This window comes from Actinocorallia sp. B10E7, from assembly GCF_039871655.1.
Classification (GTDB): domain Bacteria; phylum Actinomycetota; class Actinomycetes; order Streptosporangiales; family Streptosporangiaceae; genus Actinocorallia.
Map to the genome: position 1 here is coordinate 1 of NZ_JBDPLZ010000015.1, position 23,878 is coordinate 23,878.

Consider the following 23,878-nt stretch of genomic DNA (forward strand, 5'->3'; position numbering starts at 1 on the left):
TTGCGCCCAGTTCTTCGACTACTACAACAACGAACACCGCCATTCCGGCATCGGAATGCACACCCCCGCATCCGTCCACGACGGAACCGCAGCGAAGATCCACACCGCGCGGGTAGCCACGCTGAACAAGGCCTTCCTCGCCCGCCCCGAACGATTCCACGGACGCCGCCCCCGACCGCCGGAGCTGCCGGCCAACGCGTGGATCAACAAGCCACCCACCACCCACCGAACCAACACACCACCACAAACCACTCAAGCAAGCTGATGTCTCATTCGGTTTGACAGGTTCCGCCGAGAAGTGCGAGAGGTATCCATGAGTGCCGAATCGATCACAGCGGTCTGCGCGACCGTGATCGCTGTGCTCTCCCTGATGATCTCGCTGCAAGAATCTCACGCAGTGAGGCAACACAATAGACAGTCGATCAGACCCGCCCTGCAACTGTCGCATATCCGACGCCGAGGTGGTATAACCGGTATCGGACTCACCAACTGCGGCATCGGCCCTGCCGTCATCACTCAAACCATACTGAAGTTGGACGGCGTTCTCCTCGGGGCCTGGGATGAGTCCACAGTAAATACGTTCCGCGAACGGCTTCGGCCGGTACCCGGCGCTAGAACGTTCCTGCCCGGCCATACCCTTGCGGTGGGCTACAACGAACTTCTCCTATACCTGAACGAGTTCGATGTTGAACAGCACATGGATTTCTGGAACCTGATCAGGCATCAACTCGAACTCGAGATTCATTACGAATCACTCTATGGAGGAGAAAATTTCGTGGCCTTCCTTCCCAAGGGGCCGGGCAGAGAACTTTCAACGGAGGCACTCGGGCCTAGGTGAACTCGGCTTTCCACCGAGTAGGAGGCCGCGAGGCCCGCTTCGAACTCGGCCGATCCCGGCCCTTTCCCCGCCACGCTCCCGAGGTCTTCCCGTTCGCCGTCGTCCCGCGCTGCGACAGAGAGACCGGCCGGTCGATCGCCTGGGTCACCAGGATCCGAGGGCCTTGATCTCGCCGGGGGTCAGGGCGCGGCGGTAGACGGCGGCCTTGTCCAGAGCGCCGGGCCAGTGCCCGCCTTCCAGGCCCGCCCACAGATGCGCGCCCAGATGAAGGGGCTTCGTGGATTTCCAGGCCGTGACGTGTTGGGCGGCGGCTTGGAGCCTGCCGTCGACATAGAGGCTGATCCGCTTGGCGGCGGGATCGTGGACGCCGGCGACGAAATACCAGCGGCCCGGTTTGGGCGCGATGGTGGAGGCCACAGCGTCCACCGGCGGCTCGGGCGTGTCGGCGCGGGGCATGGTGAAGCGCCAGCCGTTGGCTCCCCAGGTGGACTTGTACTGGAGGAAGAAGGCCGAGCTGTTCTTGCCGGGGATGCTGGCGAGCGTGATGTCACGTCGCCGGGCGTCTCCGTAGCCGGAGAAGCGGGCCCAAACGGCGATGGTGAAGGCCTTTGTGGGGTCCAGGGCGGGGACTTCGGCCGTGACGTGGCCGGAAAGACCGTCCAGGGTGAGGATGCCGTCGCGTTCGGCGTCGGCCCCCAGCGTCGCGTTGCCCACGAGGTCGGGGGCGAGGGCATCGGTGGTGTTGAACTGCCACCAGGCCGCCGTGTCGGGTACGGGCGGCGGCGCGCTGGTGGCGGTGGTCGTCGTAGAGGCGGAGGCGGGGGCCGTCGCTGTGGAGGTGGAGGTCGAGATCGGAGCTGCCTGCGGCTGCTGAGATGTCTGGTTGCCGTCCGCGTCGGGGAGGACCCAGACGGTGATGGCGGCGACCGCGGCCAGGGTCATGACGCCCGCGATGAGCATCAGACGCTTGCGCCCTGAAGGCTTGGACGGTGCCGGCTGCGTGGAGGGAAGGGTGGCGGAGTCCTGGTCGGCCGCTTGGGCCATGGAGACGGCGTCGGGCCAGCGGTCGGCGGGGGCCTTGGCCAGGGCTCGCCCGACCAGGGAGGCCGCGGTCGCGGAAAAGCTCGAGGGGAGTTGCGGCGGCTCTTCGGTGAGGTGCTTGGAGACGACGGCCATCGGGGTCGGGCCGTCGAAGGGAGGGCGGCCTGTGAGGCATTCGTAGGCCACGACGCCGAGGGCGTAGAGGTCCGTGGCGGGAGTGATGGGACCGCCGTTGGCCTGTTCGGGCGCGAGATAGGACGGGGTGCCGACGAGCGCGCCCGACTGGGTGAGCTTGGGTCCGTCCTGGGCCACGGCGATGCCGAAGTCGACCAGGATGACGGTGCCGTCGGGGTTGAGCATGATGTTGGCCGGCTTCACGTCCCGGTGGACGATGCCGGCGGCGTGGACGGCGCTGAGGGATCGGGCTATCGAGGCGACCAGGGTGAGGGTTTCGGGTTCTGTCAGAGGTCCGGTGGCCAGTTTGCCGGCGAGGGTCAGGCCGGCCACGTATTCCATGACCATGAAGACGGTGCCGTCAGAGGCGGTACCGAAGTCGAGGACGCGGACTACGCCCGGGGATCGGACGGCGGCCAGGGTACGGGCTTCGCGGAGGAAGCGGGCGGAGGCACGGGGAGTCTCACCATGGAGGGTTTTGACCGCTACGAGGCGGCCCAGGAGGATGTCCAGGCCCAGCCAGACGGCTCCCATGCCGCCCTGTCCGAGCATCGAGTCCAAGCGGTACCGGTCGTTGAGGACTTGGCCAACGGCCACTCTTGCCTCCGCGCGCCTTTGGAATCAGCCGAAGGCATCATGTCAGACAAGAGGCGATGATCATGCTGAGAACCCGTCCCCTAAGACCAGCGAACAAGAGTGCCCCTGCCGTGGGGGGAGCGGCAGGGGCACGTTTCAGCTGGTCAGGACTACCGGACGGGGAGGCCCGTCACGGAGCGGCCGATCACCAGGCGCTGGATCTCCGAGGTGCCCTCGAAGATGGTGAAGATCTTGCTGTCGCGGTGCATGCGCTCGACCGGGTACTCGCGGGTGTAGCCGTTGCCGCCGAGGATCTGGATGGCCTCCTCCGTCACGCGGACGGCGGTCTCGGAGGCGTGGAGCTTGGCCATGGAGCCCTCGGCGTTCTCGAAGGGCTTGCCCTGGCGGGCCATCCACGAGGCGCGCCAGATGAGAAGGCGGCTGGCGTCGACGCGCATCTTCATGTCGGCGAGCTTGAAGGCGATGGCCTGGAAGTTGCCGATCTTCTGGCCGAACTGCTCGCGCTCGCGGGAGTACTCGAGGGCGTAGTCGTAGGCGGCGCGGGCGACGCCGAGGGCCATCGCGCCCACGGTCGGGCGGGTGGTCTCGAAGGTCTTCATCGCGGCCTGGCCGGCCGCCTTCTTGCCCTCGCGGACGCGGGCGATGCGTGCGTCGAACCGCTCCTTGCCGCCGATGAGCAGGCTGCCGGGGATGCGCACGTTGTCGAGGATGACCTCGGCGGTGTGCGAGGCGCGGATGCCGTGCTTCTTGAACTTCTGGCCCTGGGAGAAGCCCGGGGTGTTCGGCGGGATGATGAACGACGCCTGGCCGCGCGAGCCGAGGTCGGGGTGGACCGAGGCGACGACGATGTGGACGTTGGCGATGCCGCCGTTGGTCACCCAGGTCTTGGTGCCGTTGAGCACCCACTCGTCCTTGGCCTCGTCGTAGACGGCGCGGCAGCGGATCGAGCCGACGTCGGAGCCGGCGCCGGGCTCGGAGGCGCAGAACGCGCCGAGCTTGACGTCGTCGGCGGTGCCGAACATCTGCGGCGCCCACTCGGCGATCTGCTCGGGGGTGCCGGTGGCGGCGAGGGACGCGGCGGCCAGGCCGGTGCCGGTGATGGCCAGCGCGATGCCGGCGTCACCCCAGTACAGCTCCTCGAAGGTGACCGGGATGCCGAGGCCGGTGTCCTCCAGCGACTGGGTGGCGAAGAAGTCAAGCGAGTACAGGCCGATCTTGGCGGCCTCCTGGATGATCGGCCAGGGGGTCTCCTCCCGCTCGTCCCACTCCTCGGCCGCAGGCCGGATCACGTCCCGGGCGAACTCGCGGCACCAGGCCTGGGCTTCCCGAAGATCCTCCGTGAGCTCCAGCGAGAAGCTCTTGGCTGCGTCGGACATGGTGTGTAGACCCCTTACCGAATTTCCATCAAATAACGTGTTACCCACGGTAGCACCAGGAGGTTACCGGAGAGTAGCCCCTCGAGCGGGTGATCCAGATGCCGTGAGGAGTATCACAGTTTGCCCCTCCACCCGGTCTACTGTGCATACCCAAACAGATACCCGCAAAGCGCTCACTTACTTGAGTGGTCTTCCAGCTCGGCAACGCCGCGCGGCGGCCGGCGGCCTCAGGACCGCACCGGCCGCCGCGACGGGGACGGCTTCAGGGGCGGAGGGTCAGGGCGTACTCGGGGATCTCGATCATGGGGGGGCGCTCGTCGACGACGGCCTCACGATCGACGGGGACGTACCCGGACGGGCTCCGCTGGAACTGGGTCAGCTGGGGCGACGGGGAGGACAGGGGCATCATCAGCCCATGGCGGTCCATCCGGGACCAGGCGGTCTGCAGGATCTGGGAGGCCATGGCGGCCAGCGCCTCGGTGGACTGGTGGGAGTGCTCCCGCTCCCCCAGGTCCACCTGGGCCAGCCCGTTCAGGCCCACCACTTCCAGCGCGTCGAGGAGCAGGCCCATCTCGACGCCGTAACCGGTCATGAACGGGAGGCGTTCCAGCAGCGAACGGCGTCCGGCGTACTCGCCGCCCAGCGGCTGGACGATTCCGGCGAGCTGCGGCCAGTGCAGGTTGAGCAGGGGGCGGGCCACCAGTTCGGTGACACGGCCCCCTCCGGCGAAGGCCGCCTCCGTGCCGTTGTAGGGGCGGTCATAACAGGCCTTCACGTAGGAAACGTCCGGGCACGACAGCAGCGGGCCCATCAGCCCCGTCACGAAGGAGGACGAGAAGTTCACCAGGTCGGCGTCCACGAACACCACGATGTCCCCGGACGTCACCGCCAGGGATTTCCACAGCGCCTCCCCCTTGCCCGACAGGCAGGGCAGGCGCGGCAGGATCGCGTCCTGGGCGAACACCTTCGCTCCCGCCGCGGCGGCGACGGCCGCGGTCTCGTCCACCGAGCGCGAGTCGATCACGACGATCTCGTCCACCAGGGGCGTGCGTTCGACCAGTTCTCGTCTGATCGTCGAGACGATGCCCCCGATGGTGTCCTGTTCGTCCCGTGCGGGCAGCACGACGCTCACCCGGGTGGCGCCCTTCAGTCCCAGCAGCAGCTCGGCCGGCCAGTCCGCGGCGGAGCTGGACCGGCTGCGGAGCCAGTCCGCGGCTTCAGCGAGCACAGCACCCTCCTCTCCCAGAAAGGAACATCGCGGACATCCCCGATCATTCACCTACCTATACGAAGGCGGGCATACCGACCCAGGAACTTAACCGGACGTAACACCCCGTTCACATGCACATTCCAAGGGATCAAGCCGTCCATGGGGGACATATGGCGTCAAATAACGCGCGCCATGGAGCGATCTGGAGAGATTTATCGTAACGAGACTCTCTAAACCGGTGAAACGGCGTCGAATCATCACGATCAACGCCGGTTCTTGAGAGAATCCCCTTCGAAAGAATCTCCACGCAAGGACCCCGCCCATGATCCTCATCATTCTGGCAGCCGTCGCGGCCCTGGTGATCGCGCTCACCTACTGGTACTTCTCCAGGAACACCGACGACTGACCCCGGCCCGTAACGGCAAGCGGACGAGCGGTGCGGGATCCGCACCGCTCGCCTCCCGGAGAAAACGAAGCGGTCAGCGGGAAGCCTTCCGGCCCGCCACCTGGCGGCCGACGCGGGGGATCACTCGGCGAAGCCCTTCGCGTCGGTGACGAGCCGGAACTGCATCAGATAGTGCTCCACCCCGCGAACGTATCGATTCCGGCCTCGAATTCCGGGGATTCGGTGTCCAGACCCCGGGCCCACAGATCCTTCTCGGCCGTCTGGACGCGAGTTCTTCCCCGTTCCAGGCGCACTCCGGTCAGGAAGAGGTCGGAGGCGACGTGGACCAGGAATCCGGACTCCCCGGCGGACGGCCGGCCCTCACCCGGGACTCGGCCGCCGGAAGGACGCTCAGCGGCGGGAGGACGGGGCGTACTCGGGGACGCCGAACATCGGAGGGCGCTCGCCCAGCGAGGTGTCCCGGACGACCGGCACGTGGCCCGACCCGCCCCGGTGGAACTGGGTGAGCTCCACCCTGGGGGACGACAGGGGCATCATCAGCCCCTGGCGGTCCAGCCGGGACCAGGCGGTCCGCATGATCTGGGAGGCCATCACCGCCAGGGCCTCGGTGGACTGGTGGGTGTGCTCGCGCACCCCCAGGTCGACCTGCGCCATGCCGTCCAGCCCGGCCAGTTCCAGGGCGTCCACCAGCAGGGCCAGTTCGACGCCGTAGCCGGTGACGAAGGGCAGGCGCTCCAGCAGGGAGCGGCGTCCGGCGTACTCTCCGCCGAGCGGCTGGACGATTCCGGCGAGCAGGGGCCAGTGCATGTTGATCAGGGGGCGTGCCACCAGTTCGGTGACACGGCCTCCGCCGGCGGAGGCGCTCTCCTCGTCACCGGTGTAGGGGCGGTCGTAGCAGCCCTTGACATAGGCGACGTCCGGGTGCGCCAGAAGCGGTCCGAGCAGCCCCGTCACGAAAGAAGGGGAGAAGTTCACCAGGTCGGCGTCGATGAAGACCAGGAGGTCGCCGGTGGTGACGGCCAGGGACTTCCACAAGGCCTCGCCCTTGCCGGACAGGCAGGGCAGGCGCGGCAGGATCGAGTCCTGGGCGAAGACCTTGGCCCCCGCGGCGGCGGCCACGGCCGCGGTGTCGTCAGCGGAGCGGGAGTCGATCACGACGATCTCGTCGACCAGCGGGATCCGTTCGACCAGTTCCCGCCGGACGGCCGAGACGATCGTCCCGACCGTCTTCTCCTCGTTCCGCGCGGGCAGCACGACGCTCACCCGCGTCGCGCCCTTCAGCGACGCGAGGGTCTCGGCCGGCCAGTCCGCGGCGGCGCTGGACCGGCGGCGCAGCCAGTCCGAGACCTCAGCGAGCACGGCACCTTCCCTCTCCCTGAAGAAGACTACGGCTACTCCGCGCTGTGCTTGTCCAGGAAGGTGTAGACGTCTGCTTCGTCCACGCCGGGGAAGGCGCCGGGCGGCAGGACCGAGAGCACATGCGAATGCGCCCGCGCCGACGGCCAGGACTGGCCCTCCCAGCGGGCGGCGAGCTCGGCCGGGGGCAGCTGGCAGCAGTCGCCGTCGGGGCAGGCCGACTTCACCCGGTTGGCGGTCTCCCGGCCCCGGAACCATCGGGAGTCCTCGAACCGCACGCCCAGCGTGATCGCGAAGTCCCGCTCGTGGCTGGGGTCGATGTGCGACAGGCACCAGTACGTGCCCTTGGGGGTGTCGGTGTACTGGTAGAAGACCGAGAAGCGGTCGTTGCTGTTGAACACCCGGCGCCCGGCCCACTGCCGGCACATCCGCTGGCCCTCGATCGCGCCGTCCTCGTCGGCGGGGAAGACGAGCCCGTCGTTGGCGTACGCCTTGTAGATCGTGCCGCTCTCGTCGTTCTTGGAGAAGTGGCAGCGCAGGTCGAGGTGGTGGGTCGCGATGTTGGTGAAGCGGTGCGCGGCCATCTCGTAGGAGACGGAGAAGACGTCCGCGAGGTCCTCCACCGACAGTTCCCGGTTGGCCTTGGCCTCGCGCAGGTAGGGCACGACCGCGGCCTCGGGGATCAGCGTCGCCGCCGCGAAGTAGTTGGCCTCCACCCGCTGGCGCAGGAAGTCGGCGAAGTCGCGGGGCACCGAGTGGCCCAGCGCGATGTGGCCGAGGGTCTGCAGCAGGATCGTGCGGGGCGTGTGCATGCCGAGCTGCTCGCGCTCCAGGTAGATCCGGCGGTTGCGCTGGTCGGTGATCGACCGGACGGAGCGGGGCAGGTCCTGGACGTAGCGCAGGGTGTAGCCGAAGTGGTTCACCAGCGCCATGAGCATGCCCTGGGACAGCGCGCCGGCCTTGTAGCCGACGTTGTCGAGGGTCTTGCGGGCCACCTGCTCGATCTCGCCGAAGTGGTTGCCCCGGTCGTGCATCTTGCGCCGCAGCTCGGCGTTGGCGAGGCGGGCCTCCTCCGGGGAGGCGGTGGGCTTGGTCCGGGAGCGCTTGAGCTCGTCGTAGAGCCCGAGCAGGTGTTCGAGGACGTCGTTGGGCAGCCGTTTGGAGGCCTTCAGGTAGGGCAGCCCGAGGGTCCGGTAGATCGGGTCGCGCTGGGCCTCTTCCAGGGCGATCTCCAGTTGCGCGCGCCGCGAGGGCGCCTCTCTTTGCAGAAGTTCCTCGACGGGCACCGCGAGGGCGTTCGCCAGGGACTGCAGCAGTGAAAGCTTCGGTTCTCGTTTGCCGTTCTCCAGCAGGGAGAGCTGCGAGGGTGCCCTGCCGACACGTTCTCCCAGCTCAGAGAGGGTAAGACCACGTTGACGCCGAAGATGCCGAAGGCGCTGGCCGAAGACGGAAAGGTCTACACCACTCGACAAGTTCAGCGGTTCTTCACTTCGCAAGGTCGCCACGGGTTGATAGTAGCGCAAAAACAGCAGAAGTTTCTGTTACTCCCTGGTAGAACCTTGACGTCAAGAGATGCAGACTCATAGGCAAGCACCCAGGGGACGACATAACGAGGGAGCAAGACAATGACTGAGGGTCGCCTCAAGGGCGCAGCCGAAGCGCTGCAGAACGAGTGGAACACCAACCCGCGCTGGAAGGGCATCGAGCGGACCTACACGGCCGAGGATGTCATCAAGCTGCGCGGCTCGGTCCAGGTGGAGCACACCCTGGCCCGCCTCGGCGCCGAGCGCCTGTGGAACCTGGTGAACACCGAGGACTACGTCCACGCCCTCGGCGCGCTGACCGGCAACCAGGCCGTCCAGCAGGTCAAGGCCGGCCTCAAGGCCATCTACCTGTCCGGCTGGCAGGTCGCCGGTGACGCCAACCTCGCGGGCCAGACCTACCCCGACCAGTCGATCTACCCGGCCAACTCGGTCCCGGCCGTGGTCAAGCGCATCAACAACGCGCTGATCCGCGCCGACCAGATCACCTGGTCCGAAGGCCAGGAGGACGCTCCGCACTGGCTCGCGCCGATCGTCGCGGACGCCGAGGCCGGCTTCGGCGGCGTGCTCAACGCCTACGAGCTGATGAAGGGCATGATCGAGGCCGGCGCCGCGGGCGTGCACTGGGAGGACCAGCTGGCCTCCGAGAAGAAGTGCGGCCACCTGGGCGGCAAGGTCCTCATCCCGACCGGCCAGCACATCAAGACCCTGAACGCCGCCCGCCTCGCGGCCGACGTCTCCAACGTCCCGACCCTGGTGATCGCGCGGACCGACGCCGAGGCCGCGACCCTCATCACCACCGACGTGGACGAGCGCGACCGCCCGTTCATCACCGGTGAGCGCACCGCCGAGGGCTTCTACCGGGTCCGCAACGGCGTCGAGCCCTGCATCGCCCGCGCCCTGGCCTACGCGCCGTACTCCGACCTCATCTGGATGGAGACCGGCACCCCGGACCTGGAGCTGGCCCGCAAGTTCGCCGAGGCCGTCAAGGCCGAGTACCCGGACCAGATGCTGGCCTACAACTGCTCGCCTTCCTTCAATTGGAAGAAGCACCTGGACGACGCGACCATCGCCAAGTTCCAGCGCGAGCTCGGCCACATGGGCTTCAAGTTCCAGTTCATCACGCTGGCCGGCTTCCACGCCCTGAACTACTCCATGTTCGACCTGGCCTACGGCTACGCCCGCGAGGGCATGACCGCCTACGTCGACCTGCAGGAGCGCGAGTTCGCCAGCGAGGCCCGCGGCTACACCGCCACCAAGCACCAGCGCGAGGTCGGCACCGGCTACTTCGACGCCGTCTCCACCGCGATCAACCCGAACTCCTCGACCACCGCCTACAAGGGCTCCACCGAGGACGAGCAGTTCCACTAGGAACGGTCTGCTCCACTGAGAACCGATCGGCGCGGTGACCCCCCTCACACCGTGCGGTCCCCTTGAGAAAGACCCTCCCGGCCACTGCGGCCGGGAGGGTCTTTCGCCTAAGCTGGGTGATCTTGCCGTCTCGCGGGCGGGAGGTCCATGGCTTACGCACTGGTCTACTGGTTCTCGTTCCGACGCCACTCCACCTACCGGCTGGCCGCGCTCGGCGAGGCCGTCTCCAACACGATGTTCGGGTTCCTGCGGGCCTACGTCCTGATCGCCCTGTGGCAGAGCAGGCCGGGGCTCGGCGACTACACCGTCCTCGACGCGATCACCTTCTCCTTCCTCACCCAGGCGCTCATCGGCCCCGTCCAGATCTTCGGCGGGATGGACCTGACCGAGCGGGTGCGCACCGGAGACGTCTCCATCGACCTGCACCGGCCCGCCGACCTCCAGCTGTGGTGGCTGGCCGACGACCTCGGCAGGGCCTCCTTCACCCTGCTGGCCCGGGGATTCGTGCCGATGGCCGCGGGCTGGCTGGCGTTCGGGATCCTGATCCCCTCCCCCGGCCGCTGGGCTGCGTTCCTGCCGGCGCTCCTACTCGCCGTCGCCGTCAGCTTCGCGCTGCGCTACCTGGTGGCGCTCGCGGTGTTCTGGATCCACGACTCGCGCGGCGTGGAGGCGGTGATGATGGTCTGCTCGCTGTTCTTCTCCGGAATGATCCTGCCGCTGGTGGCCTTCCCCGGGCCGCTCGGCACGGTCGCGAACGCGCTTCCCTGGTCGGCGCTCGTCCAGATCCCGGCGGACGTCTACCTGGGCAAGCGGCAGGGCTGGGAACTGCTGGGCGCCTACGGGTTCCAGGCGGCCTGGGCGCTGGCCCTGATCCTCGCCGGCCGGCTCCTCACCCGGGCCGCCCACCGGAAGCTGGTGATCCAGGGTGGCTGAGGCCTCCGTGGTCAGAACGTGGCTGCTGCTCGCCCGGACGTGGACCCGCGCCGCCGCGCAGTATCCGATGGGGCTGACGATGATGACGGTCGGAGCGATGTTCAGCACCTCGCTGGACCTGCTGGGGATCATCGTCATCTTCACCCACGTCCCGGTCCTCGGCGGGTTCGGCCCGGCCGAGGCGGGCTTCCTGTACGGGGCCGCCCAGCTCTCGTTCGCGATCAGCGACCTGGCGATCGGCGCGGCCGACCGGCTCGGCCGGCACATCAAGGCGGGCACCCTCGACACGATGCTGATCCGGCCGGTGAGCCCGCTGGTTCAGCTGGCGACCGAGGACTTCACACCGCGCAAGGCGGGCCGGATCGTCCCGGCCGGGGCGGTGCTGGCTTGGAGCATGTCCCGGCTGTCGCTGAGCCCGGCCGACGTGGCGCTGACCGTCCTGATGATCGCCAACGGGGCGGTGCTGTTCTCCGCCCTGTGGGTGCTGAGCGCCTCCGCCCAGTTCGTGCTGGTGCACGGGCACGAGGCGACCAAGGCCGTCACCTGGGGCGGGGTGTTCATGACCCAGTACCCGATGTCTCTGTACGGCAGGGACTTCGTCCGGGCGGTGACGTTCGCGGTGCCGCTGGCCTTCGTGAACTGGCAGCCGTCCCTGTACATCCTGGGGAAGCCGGACCCGCTCGGGCTGCCGGTCTTCGTCCGGTTCCTCGGCCCCGTGCTGACCGCGCTGCTGTGCCTCGTCGCCGCGCTGGCCTGGCGGACGGGGCTTCGCCACTACCGATCGACGGGGAGTTGACGGCGATGATCCGACTGTCCCGGGTGACCAAGACCTTCCCGGTGTACCGCAAGGCCGGACCGCTGCGCCGGACCCGTTCGCTGGTCACGGCCGTGTCCGAGATGACCTTCGAGGTGCAGCGGGGGGAGTTCGTCGGTTATCTCGGCCCGAACGGGGCGGGGAAGTCGACGACGATCAAGATGCTGACGGGGATCCTGACCGCCTCGAGCGGCGAGATCCGGGTGGCCGGGCTCGACCCGTCCCGCAGGCGGACGGAGCTGGCCCGCCGGATCGGCGTGGTGTTCGGCCAGCGGACCACCCTGTGGTGGGATCTGCCGCTGCGCGACAGTTTCACACTGATCCGGCACCTTTACAAAGTAGATCACAGGCGGTTCACCTCCAGGCTGGACGAGCTGACCGAGCTGCTGGAGCTGGCCCCGTTCCTGCGGACCCCGGTCCGCCAGCTCAGCCTGGGCCAGCGGATGCGCGGCGATCTGACCGCCGCCCTGCTGCACTCCCCCGAACTGCTGGTCCTGGACGAGCCCACGATCGGGCTGGACGTGGTCAGCAAGGCGGCCGTCCGGGAGTTCCTCGCCGGGATCAACGCCGAGGAGGGCACCACCATCCTCCTCACCACCCATGACCTGGGCGACATCGAACGGCTCTGCCGCCGGGTGATGGTGATCGACCACGGGCGGCTGACGTTCGACGGGGCTCTGGATGAACTGCGCGCCACCGCCTCGGCCGACCGGGTCCTGATCGTCGACCTGGCCTCCCCCGGACCGCTCACCCCGCCGCGGGGGACCCGGCTGATCCGCCGGGACGGTCCCCGGGTGTGGCTGGCCGTCCCCGCTGACGTCAGCGCCGCCTCCGCGGTGGCCGAGGTCGCCGGCGCCCACGAGGTGCGGGACATCGCGCTGCGCGAACCCGATATCGAGGACGTCGTCACCCGGCTGTACCGGAGGCCGCCCGTGGAGGCGTAGCGGTCACCTCCGCGAGCGGGGCGGCCGGTAGTCGTAGTGCTCCTCGATGACGTCCTGCGGGTGGGGCCAGCGGTAGGGTGCCCAGGTCGGGACGAACAGCACGAACCCGACGAGCGCCAGCAGCCCGCTGGAGAGCAGGACTTGCAGCGCGGTGTCGATCTCCCCGGCGGGCGGGAACCTGTCCACCAGGTCGGCGGCCTTGACGGGGTCGGCGAGGTACCAGCCGCTCCAGCTCAGCAGGCCCAGCGCCGGGAGCATCGAGACGAACGGCGAGATCCACCGGGCGATCACCAGGATCCCGATGAGCAGGCCCACCGCGGCCATCGTCGCGTAGGCGCCGTAGAACTGGGTTCGGTCGGTGATCGTCAGGTCCATCGCGTTGACCGAGTCCCGGGAGCGGGCGAACCCCCAGCCCATGCCGTAGGCGAGCGCCGGAGTGAGTATGAGGCCGAGCAGAAACCCGAAGGCGTGCCGCAAGGAGAATCACCGTCCCTGTCCGAGGTGCCGAAGATCGCGCGCACCGTCGCCATTTCATAACAGGTCGATCACCACAAGGCTATGGGTTCCTCTACATTCACTGCTTTTTATCGACGAACCTGACGTTTCAGACTTTCATCCGAGGTCGTCGTGGCCCCGGCCCTCCGCTCCGTCCTCGTCTCCCGGCCGGTTGGCCAGGATCACCGCGACCGGAGGGATCACCGAGGCCACCACGGCCATGGCGACCGCCAGCGGCGTCGACCAGAAGCGCACCACCGCTCCGGCCAGCACGTACAGGGTCAGGCACGTGCCCATCATGATCAGGTAGCGGCGCTTCCTGGGCTCCACCCCTTCACGCTATGCCTCAGACGCCGACCGGCACCTCCTGGGTGCAGTGGGCGCAACGGCTCGCCTTGATCGGGATCTGGCTCAGGCAGTGCGGGCAGTCCTTCTCGGTGGCGGCCTGGTCCCGGTCGAGGTAGGAGATGAGCTTCGCCATCGGAGCCACCAGCACGAAGTAGACGACGAGGGACGAGATCAAAAACGTCAGGGCCACCGAGAGGAAATCCCCGTAGAGGAACTTGCCCTCTCCAATCGTGAACTTGAGGTGGCTCAGGTTCGGGTTACCGCCCACCAGCGCCAGCAGCGGGTCGATGAACGACTTCACGAACTGGGTCACCAGCGCGCTGAACTGCGCGCCGACCACCACGGCGACCGCCAGCTGCACAAGGTTCCCTCGGAAGAGGAACTTCTTGAGCCCTTCCACACCATCCTCCAGACACCGGGCGGGCCCTGCCTTTCAGAGCCTCTGTTCTCCGGCGCCGCCCGATCGGGCGGCGCCGTGCGATCCCGGTATCCTCCCAGGCCAGAAACGCCCGGAATGCCAGATCGGTGCAGGTTCCTCGCGGGACGCCCCGGGCCGGCGGTCAGCCGTCGGCGCCTTCGCGGTCGTGGTGGGCGTCGACGGGCCGCCGGGCGGTGAGCAGGACCCACTCCGCCGGACGGGACGGCGCGGGCGGGGTGTCGGCGGGCACGGGACGCACCGCGTCCTGCCGCTCGTGTGCGGTCATACCTGCCCCCTTCCTGGCGGTTCGCCCTCGCCCGGAGCGACCCCGGGCGAAGAGGACGGTTCCCCCGTCCGATGACACCTTGCCGGATCGACCGTCTCCGGGGCAAATACTTTCCGCCCAGCTCACCACGGTTGTCTCCTCCCGGTTACCTTGTTCACACGACGGACAGGACGGAGTGCGCCGATGACACCAGAAGCACAGGAACCGGAGTTCGAGGCCGGGGAGTTCGTCAGGGACGTGTGCTGGCTCGGTGAGGACGGCCCCGAGTTCCGGGACGACTATCCGCTCGCCTTTCCTCCCGATCCGCCGGAGTCCCCCGACCCGGCCGGGCCCGCCGAATAAACCCGGCGCCCCGGACTTCCCTTCGACCGGCCGACCAAGCAGACTAGAATCCCATTCGGTAATCCGAGAGAAGGGCGCGCATGAGCGAATACGGTATGACGATCGGCGGCGAGAGCGTCGACGCCAAGGAGACGTTCGACGTCCTCAACCCCGCCACCGGCGAGGTCTACGCCCAGGTTCCGGACGCCTCCGTCGAGCAGCTCGACGCCGCGTTCGACGCCGCCCAGCAGGCCTACAAGACCTGGAAGCGCGACGAGGCGGCCCGCCGCCAGGCGCTCCACGCGGCCGGCGACCTGCTCATGGCCAAGGCCGGCGAGCTGGCCCCGATCCTCACCAGCGAGCAGGGCAAGCCGCTGCAGGAGGCCATGATCGAGATCATGGGCTCCGGCTGGTGGCTGAAGCACTTCGCCGACCTGCAGATGCCGCGCGAGGTGCTCCAGGACGACGACAACGCGTTCGTCGAGGTCGTGCGCAGGCCCATGGGCGTGGTCGCGGCCATCACCCCGTGGAACTTCCCGTGGCTCCTGGCCTGCTGGAAGATCGCCCCGGCGCTGCTGGCGGGCAACACGATGGTGCTCAAGCCCTCCCCCTACACCCCGGTCACCACGCTGGCGGCCGGACGGCTGCTGCAGGAGGTGCTGCCCGCGGGCGTGCTGAACGTGGTCAGCGGGCGCGACCCTCTCGGCGCGCACATGACCTCCCACCCCGTCCCCCGCAAGATCAGCTTCACCGGCAGCGTGGCCACCGGCAAGCGGGTCGCCGCCGCGGCGGCCGACGACCTCAAGCGCGTCACCCTGGAACTGGGCGGCAACGACCCCGCGATCGTCCTGGACGACGCTGACATCGCCGCGGTCGCGCCGAAGCTGTACGGCTCGGCGTTCCAGAACAACGGCCAGATCTGCTCGGCCATCAAGCGCGTCTACGTGCCCGAGTCCCTGCACGACGACCTCGTCGACGCCATCGCCGACATCGCCCGCTCCGCCAAGGTCGGCAACGGCCTGGAGGAGGGCGTGCAGCTCGGCCCGCTGAACAACCGGCCGCAGCTGGAGCGGGTCTCGGAGCTGGTCTCCGACGCCGTCTCCCGGGGCGCGCGGGCGGTCGCCGGCGGCAAGGCCGTCGACGGCCCGGGCTACTTCCACGAGCCGACCATCCTGGCCGGCGTCGAGGACGGCTTCCGCATCGTGGACGAGGAGCAGTTCGGCCCCGCCCTTCCGATCGTGAAGTACCGCTCGGTGGACGAGGCGATCGAGCGGGCCAACGGCACCCTTTTCGGCCTGGGCGGCTCAGTCTGGGGCGGCGACGCCGAGCGCGCCGCCGCGGTGGCCGACGAGCTGGAGTGCGGTTCCGTCTGGGTCAACACCCACCTGGCGCTGAGCCCGGGCCAGCCCTTCGGCGGCTTCAAGTGGAGCGGTGTGGGCACCGAGAACGGGCACTGGGGTGTCGAGGGGTTCACCGAGGTGCAGGTGCGGCACCAGGCCAAGGGGTAAGTTCTGTCCCTATGTGGGACGTTATGTTGCAGGATGACGGTGGCAGGGTGAAGATCGCCGGCCATCCGACGCGGATCTCCGCGCTCGCCCAGACGCTGACGCTCGAGAGTGCCGCCGCGCAGCAGCAGCACTACCTGGTCGACGGGCCCGACGCACCGGAGCTCGTCACCAACCGCGACCTGTACCTGCACGTCCTGAAGACCGGCCGGGACGCCCGAGCGGCGTCCTGGTCGCTCTCGGCCTTCCTGCGCTCGTTGTGGAAGGTCAGCGCGGGGCTGCGCGGGCGCTCCTCGCTCACCCCCGACGAGGTCGGCGCGCTGTTCGCCGCCGCGGGCAGCACTCCCCCGCCGCCCTTCGACCCCGCCTGGAGCGGCAAGGACCTCAGCCTGGCCGGCGACCCGGCGACCTACTCCGACTGGGAGCGGGTGCTGCTCGCCCAGATCGCCGACCTGGAGGACTTCGTCACCCATCCCTCCTCGCGGTCCGGGCAGGGCGTCCAGGCGCCCCGCCCGACGGGCTCCGGAGCCCGTCCCACCCCCGCGCTCTGGCGCAACTTCGACCCCGCCGCCTACGCCGAGTGCGCGGTCGCCGGATCCTTCGGCGGCTGGCACCGCGACGACGGCGCCAGGGTGCCGCGTCCCGGTGCGCCCGACCACTCACCCGTCCGGGAAATGCCCGATATCACCTGGCGTGAACTCAGCCGACTCATCGTGTGCGGACAGATTTTCGAGTAATCCGGGACGAAGAGATCGGCGTCCCCTACCCTCGCGGGTGAACGAAAGGAGGCCGGTCCATGAGCAGGCCCTCGATCTACCCGATCGTGCCCTACCGGGATCTGCGCGGTGCCCTCACCTTCCTGTGCGACGCCTTCGGGTTCACCTCCCACGCCCAGATCGAGGACTCCGCCGGCGTCATCCAGCACGCCGAACTCGCCTTGGACGGCGGCATCATCATGCCGACCAGCGCCGTCGACCCCGCCGCGATGTGGCTGTGCGTCCGGGTCGACGACCTCGAGGCCCACTACGACCGGGCGGTGGAGGCCGGCGCCCGCATCGTCGAAGAGCTCCACGACACCCCGTACGGCTCGCGTGACTACAGCGCCCTGGACCCGGCCGGCCACCGCTGGACGTTCACCACCTACGACCCCTACGCCCAGGCCGCCGGAAGTTAGCGGAGGTTCCGGCAGAAGTCGGCGACCGCCTCGAAGACCTCCATGTCGGCGTCCCAGGCGGAGTCCGGGCGGGGCCAGTGCACGGCCAGGTCGGTGATGCCGGCCTCGGCGTACTCGCCGTGCAGGTCCTCGAAGGCCGCCACCGAGGAGAGCCAGGGGTCGGAGGTGAAACCGGTGAGCAGGAGCTTGGGCACGGACGCCGGGTCGCGGCCCTCCGCGTGGCAGATCTCCTCGAACCGGGCGAGGCTCTCCTTCAACCGCGGCAGGGCGGGGGCGTCGGGGCTCTGGGGATTGGCGATCCAGCCCTGGCCGAGCCTGGCCGCCAGGCGCATGCCGCGGGGGCCCTCCCCCGCGATGAGGAACGGCGGACGGGGCAGCTGGACCAGGCCCGGGGACACCGTGACCCCGCGGGCCGACCAGTGCTCGCCGTCCGAGGAGACGTCGGTGCCGGTGAGTAGGGCGTCGAGGAGGGTCACCCATTCGGCGAACCTGTCGGCGCGCTGCCTGGGCGTCCACTCCGCGCCGAGCACGTCGCCGTCGGAGCCGTGGGACGTGCCTCCCGCGCCGACGCCCAGGGTGATCCGGCCGCCGCTGATCCGGTCGAGGGTCTTCACCGCCTGCGCGGTGGGGACGGGATGGCGGAAGTTCGGCGACGTGACCAGCGTGCCCAGCCGCATCGTCGACGTCAGGGCCGCCGCGGCGGCCAGGGAGGTGTAGGCGTCGTCCCAGGGGGTGTGCCCACGCCAGGCCAGATGGTCGTAGATCCAGCCCGTGTGGAAGCCCAGCTCCTCCGCCCGCTGCCACAGCCGCCCCATCTGCGGCCAGGGGGAGATCGGCCACATCACCACGCCCACGTTCATGAGCCTCATCGTGCCAGGAAAGTCCGCAAAGCCCACCACCTATGCGTGGACTCGGGCACGCTCAGCCGGTCCAGCCGCCCTCCGGTGAGCTGCTGGAAGCGGCGCAGCCGGTACTTCACCGTGTTGGGGTGGACGTGCAGGTCCGCCGCCGCGGGCTCGATCCGGCCCGCGTGGTCGAGGAAGGCCAGGGCCGTCTCCGCCAGCGCCCGGTGGAAGGGGTCGGCCGCGTCCAGGCCCGGCAGCAGCTCCCCGGCCAGCAGGCCGCCCAGCTCCGGTTCGGCCGACAGCGCGGTGAGCAGGGCGAGTTCCGTCAGCGGCCGCAGGCCCGGCTCCCCCGGCCGCAGGGCGCGCCCGCACAGCCGGTACATCCCCGGGATCCGCTCGGGCGGCACCAGCGGGGAGACCACCCCGCGCAGTTCCGGCAGCTCCGGAACCGCGGAGACCAGCGCGACCAGCCGCCCGTCGACCAGGCCCACCAGCCCGGAGGGGCCGCCCAGCGCGGGCTCCAGCCGCCGGGCCTCGGCCGGGTCGCTGACGTCGGTGACGACCACCCGCCGGGGCCGCTCATCCGCCAGCTCGCCGTGCAGCAGCCGGCGCAGCCGCTGGACCTGGATGTCGCGGGCGGTCCCGGCCAGCTCCAGCTCGGCGATCCGGTGGGCGTGCACCATCCGGTGCTCCAGCGCGGTGGCGACGACGTCGATCCGGGTGACGGCCTCCAGCAGTTCGTCCGCCGGGACCCCCCTGCGCCTGCCGCGGTCCACGACCGTCCGCACGAGAAGGGAGCGGCCGGCCTGGAAGCCGTCCAGCAGCGCCGCCACCGGGACGCCCTGCCGGGCCCTGGCCGCGCCCAGCTCCTCGGCCGCACGCAGGTCCGTCAGCTCCGGATCGCCCGCCGCCAGGGCGGTGAGCGCCGCCTCGACGATCGCCCTCACATGCCGCCGCACCTCGCCCTCGGGCAGCGCGGCGACCAGCGGCGAGCGGGCCCTGGCGGCCCGGACCGCGGCCTCGACCACCACCGGGTCGGGGCCGTCCTCCCCCAGCAGCCCCAGAAGACGTTCCACGGGAGGCTCCTTTGTCCGGTACCGACAACCGGCCGGTCCCCGGTTGGACACCCGGGGCCTAGCCAAGCAGCCCTGCATAGGCTTCAGTAGCACCATAGTTTGACGCCCCAGGACAAAGGAGCCCAGGAGATGTCGCAGGAAGAGGAGTTCCTGAACAAGCTGGCGACGGACCTGATCTACCGGTTCCCGCCCACCTTCGAGACCCTCGAGGAGGAACGGCGGCACCGCAAGGAGCGGCTGGCCGTCGCCCTGCGGGTCTTCGGCAAGTTCGGGTTCGAGGAGGGCGTGGCCGGGCACATCACCGCCCGCGACCCCGAGCACACCGACCACTTCTGGGTGAACCCGTTCGGGATGTCCTTCAAGCACATCAAGGTCAGCGACCTCATCCTGGTCAACCACGCCGGGCAGGTCGTCCAGGGCCGCTACCCGGTCAACGAGGCGGCCTTCGCGATCCACTCCCAGCTCCACCAGGCCCGGCCCGATGTGATCGCCGCCGCGCACAGCCACTCCACCCACGGGCGGGCCCTGTCGGCCCTCGGCCAGAAGCTCGCGCCCATCACCCAGGACGCCTGCGCCTTCTACGAGGACCACGGCCTGTTCGACGACTACACCGGGGTCGTCACCGACCTGGAGGAGGGCAAGCGCATCGCCGCCGCCCTCGGCGGCCACAAGGCCGTCATCCTGCGCAACCACGGCCTGCTGACCGTCGGCGACAGCGTCGACGCCGCCGCCTGGTGGTTCGTCACCATGGAGCGCTCCTGCCAGGTCCAGCTCCTGGCCCAGGCCGCCGGCACCCCCGTGCCGATCGAGCACGACAACGCCGTCCTCACCCGCGGCCAGCTCGGCAACGACCTGGTGGCGTGGGTGAACTACCAGCCCATCGCCGACCAGGTCATCCGGGAGCAGCCCGACCTGTTCGACTGAGCTCCGGCGCGCCGGGCACGGGGTCCCCCGCCGGGGATCCCCGTGCCTCACACCATCAGCTGGTCCCAGGTGGGGACGTACGGGGTGAACGCCAGGCGCATCCCGCACTCCTGGAGCAGCGAGTCGGCCTTGCGGTGGTTGCAGCGGGTGCAGGCCAGAACGGTGTTCTCCCAGCTCGACGCCCCGCCCCGGGACACCGGGACGATGTGGTCGATGGTGTCTCCCGGCCTGCCGCAGTAGCCGCACCGGCCCCGGTCCCGCTTGCGCACCCCGGCCTTGCTCCAGCCGGGCCGCCGCGAGTGCCGCCACCTCAGCGTGACATACCGGACCAGCCGCAGGACCTTCGGCTCGGGGAACACCCCGAAGCTCCGGCCGTCCACGGCCTCCTCGATGACCGCCACACCGCGCACCAGCATCCGGATCGCGTGCCTCAGATCCACGCGCTGTAAAGGCTCATACGAGGCGTTGAGCACGAGCACGCCCGCCATCGCCTGCACCCCCTTCCTGTCGGATTCCCCTTCGGGGAAGCCCTGAAGCAGAGTGCCGACCGGCAGGGGGTCAGGGCAACGGGTTTTTGCCCCGGGCGAGGGTCTCCAGGGGGGCGGCGAACACGTCGGCGAAGGCGAGCTCCGCGGCCCCCATGAGGGTCGCCTCGTCCCCCAGCTCCGAGGTGCGCAGCCTGACCCGCTCCCGGGCCGCCCCCAGCCCGGACAGGGCCAGCCTGCTGCGGATCTGGGCGGCGGAGCCCAGGTAGATCTCCCGCAGCACCCCGCCGAAGACGACCATGGCGGGGTTGAAGATGTTCACCAGGTTGGCCACCCCGTAGCCGAGCCAGCCGCCCACCCGGTGCAGGGCGTCCCTGGCCGTGACGTCGCCGCGGTCGGCGGCGTCCACGATCGCGGCGACCGCCTCCCGCCCGGTCAGGCCGTCCCGGCCCGCCGCGGCGATCAGCGCGAGTTCCCCGGCCTCGGCCTCCAGGCAGCCGCGGGAGCCGCAGCCGCAGAGCCGCCCGCCGGGGTTGACGACCATGTGGCCGACCTCGCCGCCGTAGCCGCCCTCGCCGCCCAGCAGCCTGCCGCCGACGATGACGCCGCCGCCGATGCCGACGTCGCCGTGCAGGTAGATGAGGTCGTCCAGGCCCACGCCCGCGCCGCGTTCCCGCTCGGCCAGCGCCCCGAGGTTGGCGTCGTTGCCGACCGAGACGCGCAGGCCCAGCCCCAGCCGGCGGCCCAGTTCCGCGCCGAAGGGCACGTCCTTCCAGCCGAGGTTGGGGCTGAACCGCACGACGCCGTCCTCCTGCCGGACGATGCCGGAGAAGGCCACCCCGATCCCCACGCACACCGTGTCGGGGCGGGCTCTGCGCACGAGCCCGCGGGCCAGGTCCGCCAGCACCGAGACGACCTCCTCGGGATCGAACGGGTCGGGCGGCCGTGGAGCGTTCCGCCGGTCCAGGACCACCCCGCCCAGCCCGACCCTGGCGACGGTCAGCCGGTCGGCTCCCACGTCCAGGGCCAGGACGTAGACCCGGTCGGACTCCGGGCGCACCACCAGGGAGGGCCGCCCGGCCCTGCCCGTCGTCCGCGGCAGCTCCTCGCTCACCAGCCCCGCGGCGGTGAGGTCGGAGGTCAGCGCCATGATGGTGCTGCGGTTCAACCCCATCCGCTCGGCCAGTTCCGCGCGCGAGGCCGGGCCCGACAGGTGCACGTGGCGGAGCAGGGTGCCCAGATTGTGCCGACGGATCTCCTCGGGCGAGGGCGCGGCTTTCACGGGCGGGGTCCTTTCTATCTTCCCGGCAGCGCGCGTTTACGCGACAGGGCGTCCACGCCGGCCGCCAGAAGCAGGACCAATCCTGTCACGATGAACTTGGTCCCCGCGCTGTAACCCATGAGGCCCATGCCGTTGTCGATCACCGCGATGACCATGCCTCCCAGGACCGCGTCGAGCATCCTGCCGCGCCCGCCGAACAGGCTGGTGCCGCCGATGACCGCCGCGCCGACCGCCTTGAGCAGCACGTCGCTGCCGCCGGTGTTGGGGTCGACGGAGTTGGCGCGGGAGGCGGCGATGAGCCCGCCGACCGCGGCCATCGCCGAGCACAGCACGAACGCGGTGACGCGGATGCGGTCGACGTCGATGCCCGCGCGCCGGGCCGCCTCCTGGCTGCCGCCGACGGCGTAGACGTGCCGCCCGAAGGACGTCCGGTTGAGCACGAACGTCCACAGCACCAGCAGCACCGCGATGAGCGGGACCACGATCGGCATGCCCTTGAGCGAGTGGAACGCCGGGTTGTAGCTGCGCTCCAGGCTGAGGACGAACACCGCCGCGCCCAGCAGCAGCGCCAGCCCGGCGACCTTCAGCCCGAGCACCGCCATGCTCTCGGGCGCCAGCCCGCGCGCCGCCCTGCCGCGGTACCGCAGCAGCAGCACGGCGGCGTAGCCGAGCACCGCGACGGCGCACAGCGCCCAGCCGAGGAGGACCGGGACGTTGTCGTTGGCGATCGCCAGCACCGTCTTGTCATGGATGGAGATGTTGGTCCCGTTGTCCATGATCTTCAGGGCAACGCCCTGCAGCGCCAGGAACGCCGCGAGCGTCACCACGAACGACGGGATGCCGATCCGCACCACGACCACGCCCAGGGTCAGGCCGATGAGCACGCCGACGGCCAGGGAGACCCCGATCGCCGCGTACCAGGGCCAGTCCTGCCGGGTGAGGGCGACCGCCAGCACCGCGGCGCAGACCCCGCTGGTGAAGCCGGCCGACAGGTCGATCTCGCCGAGCAGCAGCACGAACACCAGGCCCATCGCGATGACGATGCCCGCACCGCCCTGGGTGAGGAGGTTGGCGAAGTTGCCCTGGGTCATGAAGGTCGGCTGCGCCGCCCAGAAGAACAGGCACAGGACGACCAGCGCGGTGACGGCGGGCAGCGCGCCCATGTCCCCGCCCCTGATCCTGGCGAGGTAGCCGCCGGTCAGGCCCGACAGCGTGCCGGCGGAGCCCGCTTCGGGCTTCCGCTCGTGGACGACGGCGCTCATGCCCGCGCTCCGTTCCCGTTGCCGTTCGCGCCGGTGAGACCGAGGTCCCCGCTGCGGCCGGAGGTGATCAGTTCGACGACCTGCGCGTGCGTCACGTCGCAGGTCCGGACCTGGGCCGCCGTCCGGCCCAGGTAGAGGGCGGCGATCCGGTCGGACACCGCGAAGACGTCGTTCATGTTGTGCGAGATGAGGACGACCGCCAGCCCCTTGTCGGCCAGGCGCCGCACCAGCTCCAGCACCTGCTGGGTCTGCGCCACGCCCAGGGCCGCGGTCGGCTCGTCCAGGATGACGACCTTGCTGTTCCACAACACGGCCTTGGCGATCGCGACGGTCTGCCGCTGCCCGCCCGACAGGCTCGACACCTGCTGGCGGACGGACTTGACGGTGCGGACGGACAGCCCGGCCAGCGTCTTGGCGGCCAGTTCCTCCATCGTGTACTCGTCCAGGACGAGCCCGTTCCGCTTCTCCCGGCCGAGGAACATGTTCTGGACGATGTCGAGGTTGTCGCACAGGGCCAGGTCCTGGTAGACGATCTCGACGCCCAGCGCGGCGGCGTCGCGCGGGCTGTTCACCTGCACGGGCGCGCCTTCGAAGAGGTACTCGCCGGCATCTATCGGGTGGATGCCGCCGACGCACTTCACCAGGGTGGACTTGCCCGCGCCGTTGTCCCCGACGAGGGCCGTCACCTCCCCCGGGTAGGCGGAGAAGGCGACGTCGTGCAGCACCTGCACGGGGCCGAAGCTCTTGTCGAGGCCACGCAGTTCGATCACCGGGGTGCGCGGATCCGGGGGCGCGGACGCGGTCATGGGTCTCCTCAAGGGGGTGGCCCCGGCCGCCGGGGAAGGCGGCCGGGGCA

The 23,878-nt window shown here is 69.8% G+C and carries 25 protein-coding genes and 1 pseudogene; 11 read left to right on the top strand and 15 right to left on the bottom strand.

Annotation, left to right across the window (positions count from 1 at the left end; translation table 11 throughout):
• Positions 1–265 (top strand): annotated as a pseudogene (locus tag ABGB12_RS32405) (IS3 family transposase); the annotation flags it as partial.
• 48 nt (positions 266–313) lie between these two features.
• Complete coding sequence (locus ABGB12_RS32410) at positions 314–838, top strand: hypothetical protein (protein ID WP_347683901.1); 525 nt, start codon at positions 314–316, stop codon at positions 836–838.
• 144 nt (positions 839–982) lie between these two features.
• Here ABGB12_RS32410 and ABGB12_RS32415 read toward each other — a convergent pair whose 3' ends face one another.
• The 5 genes from ABGB12_RS32415 to ABGB12_RS32435 all read right to left on the bottom strand — a co-directional run bounded on the left by ABGB12_RS32415 (position 983) and on the right by ABGB12_RS32435 (position 8,470).
• Complete coding sequence (locus tag ABGB12_RS32415) at positions 983–2,650, bottom strand: protein kinase (RefSeq protein WP_347683903.1); 1,668 nt, start codon at positions 2,648–2,650, stop codon at positions 983–985.
• 149 nt (positions 2,651–2,799) lie between these two features.
• Positions 2,800–4,026, bottom strand: a complete 1,227-nt coding sequence (locus ABGB12_RS32420; protein ID WP_347683905.1) for an acyl-CoA dehydrogenase family protein — start codon at positions 4,024–4,026, stop codon at positions 2,800–2,802.
• Positions 4,027–4,288: 262 nt separating this feature from the next.
• On the bottom strand, positions 4,289–5,254 hold the full coding sequence (locus tag ABGB12_RS32425) for a glucosyl-3-phosphoglycerate synthase (protein ID WP_347683907.1): 966 nt from the start codon (positions 5,252–5,254) through the stop codon (positions 4,289–4,291).
• Positions 5,255–6,032: 778 nt separating this feature from the next.
• Entirely contained in the window at positions 6,033–7,001 is a 969-nt protein-coding gene (locus ABGB12_RS32430) for a glucosyl-3-phosphoglycerate synthase (protein ID WP_347683909.1), read from the bottom strand.
• Between the two features lie 32 nt (positions 7,002–7,033).
• A complete protein-coding gene (locus ABGB12_RS32435; protein ID WP_347683911.1) occupies positions 7,034–8,470 on the bottom strand; it encodes a helix-turn-helix domain-containing protein in 1,437 nt (478 codons plus the stop codon).
• A 153-nt stretch (positions 8,471–8,623) separates the two neighbouring features.
• Here ABGB12_RS32435 and aceA point away from each other — a divergent pair, with 153 nt between their 5' ends.
• The 4 genes from aceA to ABGB12_RS32455 all read left to right on the top strand — a co-directional run bounded on the left by aceA (position 8,624) and on the right by ABGB12_RS32455 (position 12,601).
• Positions 8,624–9,910 (top strand): isocitrate lyase, encoded by a 1,287-nt coding sequence (aceA, locus tag ABGB12_RS32440; RefSeq protein ID WP_347683913.1) that lies wholly within the window; start codon positions 8,624–8,626, stop codon positions 9,908–9,910.
• Positions 9,911–10,057: 147 nt separating this feature from the next.
• A complete protein-coding gene (locus tag ABGB12_RS32445; RefSeq protein ID WP_347683915.1) occupies positions 10,058–10,843 on the top strand; it encodes an ABC-2 family transporter protein in 786 nt (261 codons plus the stop codon).
• On the top strand, positions 10,836–11,639 hold the full coding sequence (locus ABGB12_RS32450; protein WP_347683917.1) for an ABC-2 family transporter protein: 804 nt from the start codon (positions 10,836–10,838) through the stop codon (positions 11,637–11,639). The genes ABGB12_RS32445 and ABGB12_RS32450 overlap by 8 nt, the downstream gene beginning before the upstream one ends.
• Positions 11,640–11,644: 5 nt before the next feature.
• Positions 11,645–12,601 (top strand): ATP-binding cassette domain-containing protein, encoded by a 957-nt coding sequence (locus ABGB12_RS32455; RefSeq protein ID WP_347683919.1) that lies wholly within the window; start codon positions 11,645–11,647, stop codon positions 12,599–12,601.
• Between the two features lie 3 nt (positions 12,602–12,604).
• On the opposite strand, the gene ABGB12_RS32460 is transcribed toward ABGB12_RS32455, so the two are convergent.
• From ABGB12_RS32460 to ABGB12_RS32475, 4 genes are all read right to left on the bottom strand, one after another.
• Positions 12,605–13,078 (bottom strand): hypothetical protein, encoded by a 474-nt coding sequence (locus ABGB12_RS32460; RefSeq protein ID WP_347683921.1) that lies wholly within the window; start codon positions 13,076–13,078, stop codon positions 12,605–12,607.
• Positions 13,079–13,213: 135 nt separating this feature from the next.
• A complete protein-coding gene (locus ABGB12_RS32465) occupies positions 13,214–13,426 on the bottom strand; it encodes a DUF3099 domain-containing protein (RefSeq protein WP_347683923.1) in 213 nt (70 codons plus the stop codon).
• 16 nt (positions 13,427–13,442) lie between these two features.
• Positions 13,443–13,844 carry an MscL family protein gene (locus ABGB12_RS32470; protein ID WP_347683925.1) on the bottom strand — a complete coding sequence of 134 codons (402 nt, stop codon included), beginning with the start codon at positions 13,842–13,844 and terminating at the stop codon, positions 13,443–13,445.
• A 160-nt stretch (positions 13,845–14,004) separates the two neighbouring features.
• Positions 14,005–14,148 carry a hypothetical protein gene (locus tag ABGB12_RS32475; protein WP_347683927.1) on the bottom strand — a complete coding sequence of 48 codons (144 nt, stop codon included), beginning with the start codon at positions 14,146–14,148 and terminating at the stop codon, positions 14,005–14,007.
• Positions 14,149–14,331: 183 nt separating this feature from the next.
• Between ABGB12_RS32475 and ABGB12_RS32480 the strand changes: the two genes are divergently transcribed.
• The 4 genes from ABGB12_RS32480 (at position 14,332) to ABGB12_RS32495 (ending at position 17,148) form a co-directional block, all read left to right on the top strand.
• Positions 14,332–14,490 (top strand): hypothetical protein, encoded by a 159-nt coding sequence (locus ABGB12_RS32480; RefSeq protein WP_347683929.1) that lies wholly within the window; start codon positions 14,332–14,334, stop codon positions 14,488–14,490.
• A gap of 80 nt (positions 14,491–14,570) precedes the next feature.
• Positions 14,571–15,977 carry an aldehyde dehydrogenase family protein gene (locus tag ABGB12_RS32485; protein WP_347683931.1) on the top strand — a complete coding sequence of 469 codons (1,407 nt, stop codon included), beginning with the start codon at positions 14,571–14,573 and terminating at the stop codon, positions 15,975–15,977.
• Between the two features lie 23 nt (positions 15,978–16,000).
• Positions 16,001–16,711 carry a hypothetical protein gene (locus ABGB12_RS32490; RefSeq protein WP_347683933.1) on the top strand — a complete coding sequence of 237 codons (711 nt, stop codon included), beginning with the start codon at positions 16,001–16,003 and terminating at the stop codon, positions 16,709–16,711.
• Between the two features lie 59 nt (positions 16,712–16,770).
• On the top strand, positions 16,771–17,148 hold the full coding sequence (locus tag ABGB12_RS32495; protein ID WP_347683935.1) for a VOC family protein: 378 nt from the start codon (positions 16,771–16,773) through the stop codon (positions 17,146–17,148).
• Here ABGB12_RS32495 and ABGB12_RS32500 read toward each other — a convergent pair.
• Entirely contained in the window at positions 17,145–18,017 is an 873-nt protein-coding gene (locus tag ABGB12_RS32500; RefSeq protein WP_347683937.1) for an LLM class flavin-dependent oxidoreductase, read from the bottom strand. The genes ABGB12_RS32495 and ABGB12_RS32500 overlap by 4 nt on opposite strands.
• Entirely contained in the window at positions 18,014–19,069 is a 1,056-nt protein-coding gene (locus tag ABGB12_RS32505) for a helix-turn-helix domain-containing protein (protein WP_347683938.1), read from the bottom strand. Before ABGB12_RS32505 ends, ABGB12_RS32500 begins: the two co-directional genes overlap by 4 nt.
• Before the next feature lie 129 nt (positions 19,070–19,198).
• On the opposite strand from ABGB12_RS32505, the gene ABGB12_RS32510 reads away from it, so the two are divergent.
• Complete coding sequence (locus tag ABGB12_RS32510) at positions 19,199–19,993, top strand: class II aldolase/adducin family protein (RefSeq protein ID WP_347683940.1); 795 nt, start codon at positions 19,199–19,201, stop codon at positions 19,991–19,993.
• A gap of 47 nt (positions 19,994–20,040) precedes the next feature.
• On the opposite strand, the gene ABGB12_RS32515 is transcribed toward ABGB12_RS32510, so the two are convergent.
• The 4 genes from ABGB12_RS32515 to ABGB12_RS32530 all read right to left on the bottom strand — a co-directional run bounded on the left by ABGB12_RS32515 (position 20,041) and on the right by ABGB12_RS32530 (position 23,828).
• Positions 20,041–20,481 (bottom strand): HNH endonuclease, encoded by a 441-nt coding sequence (locus ABGB12_RS32515; protein WP_347683942.1) that lies wholly within the window; start codon positions 20,479–20,481, stop codon positions 20,041–20,043.
• 70 nt (positions 20,482–20,551) lie between these two features.
• Complete coding sequence (locus tag ABGB12_RS32520) at positions 20,552–21,760, bottom strand: ROK family transcriptional regulator (protein ID WP_347683944.1); 1,209 nt, start codon at positions 21,758–21,760, stop codon at positions 20,552–20,554.
• A gap of 14 nt (positions 21,761–21,774) precedes the next feature.
• A complete protein-coding gene (locus ABGB12_RS32525; RefSeq protein ID WP_347683946.1) occupies positions 21,775–23,022 on the bottom strand; it encodes an ABC transporter permease in 1,248 nt (415 codons plus the stop codon).
• Positions 23,019–23,828, bottom strand: coding sequence for an ATP-binding cassette domain-containing protein (locus ABGB12_RS32530; protein ID WP_347683948.1), 810 nt, complete (start codon positions 23,826–23,828; stop codon positions 23,019–23,021). Before ABGB12_RS32530 ends, ABGB12_RS32525 begins: the two co-directional genes overlap by 4 nt.
• Between the last annotated feature and the right edge of the window lie 50 nt (positions 23,829–23,878).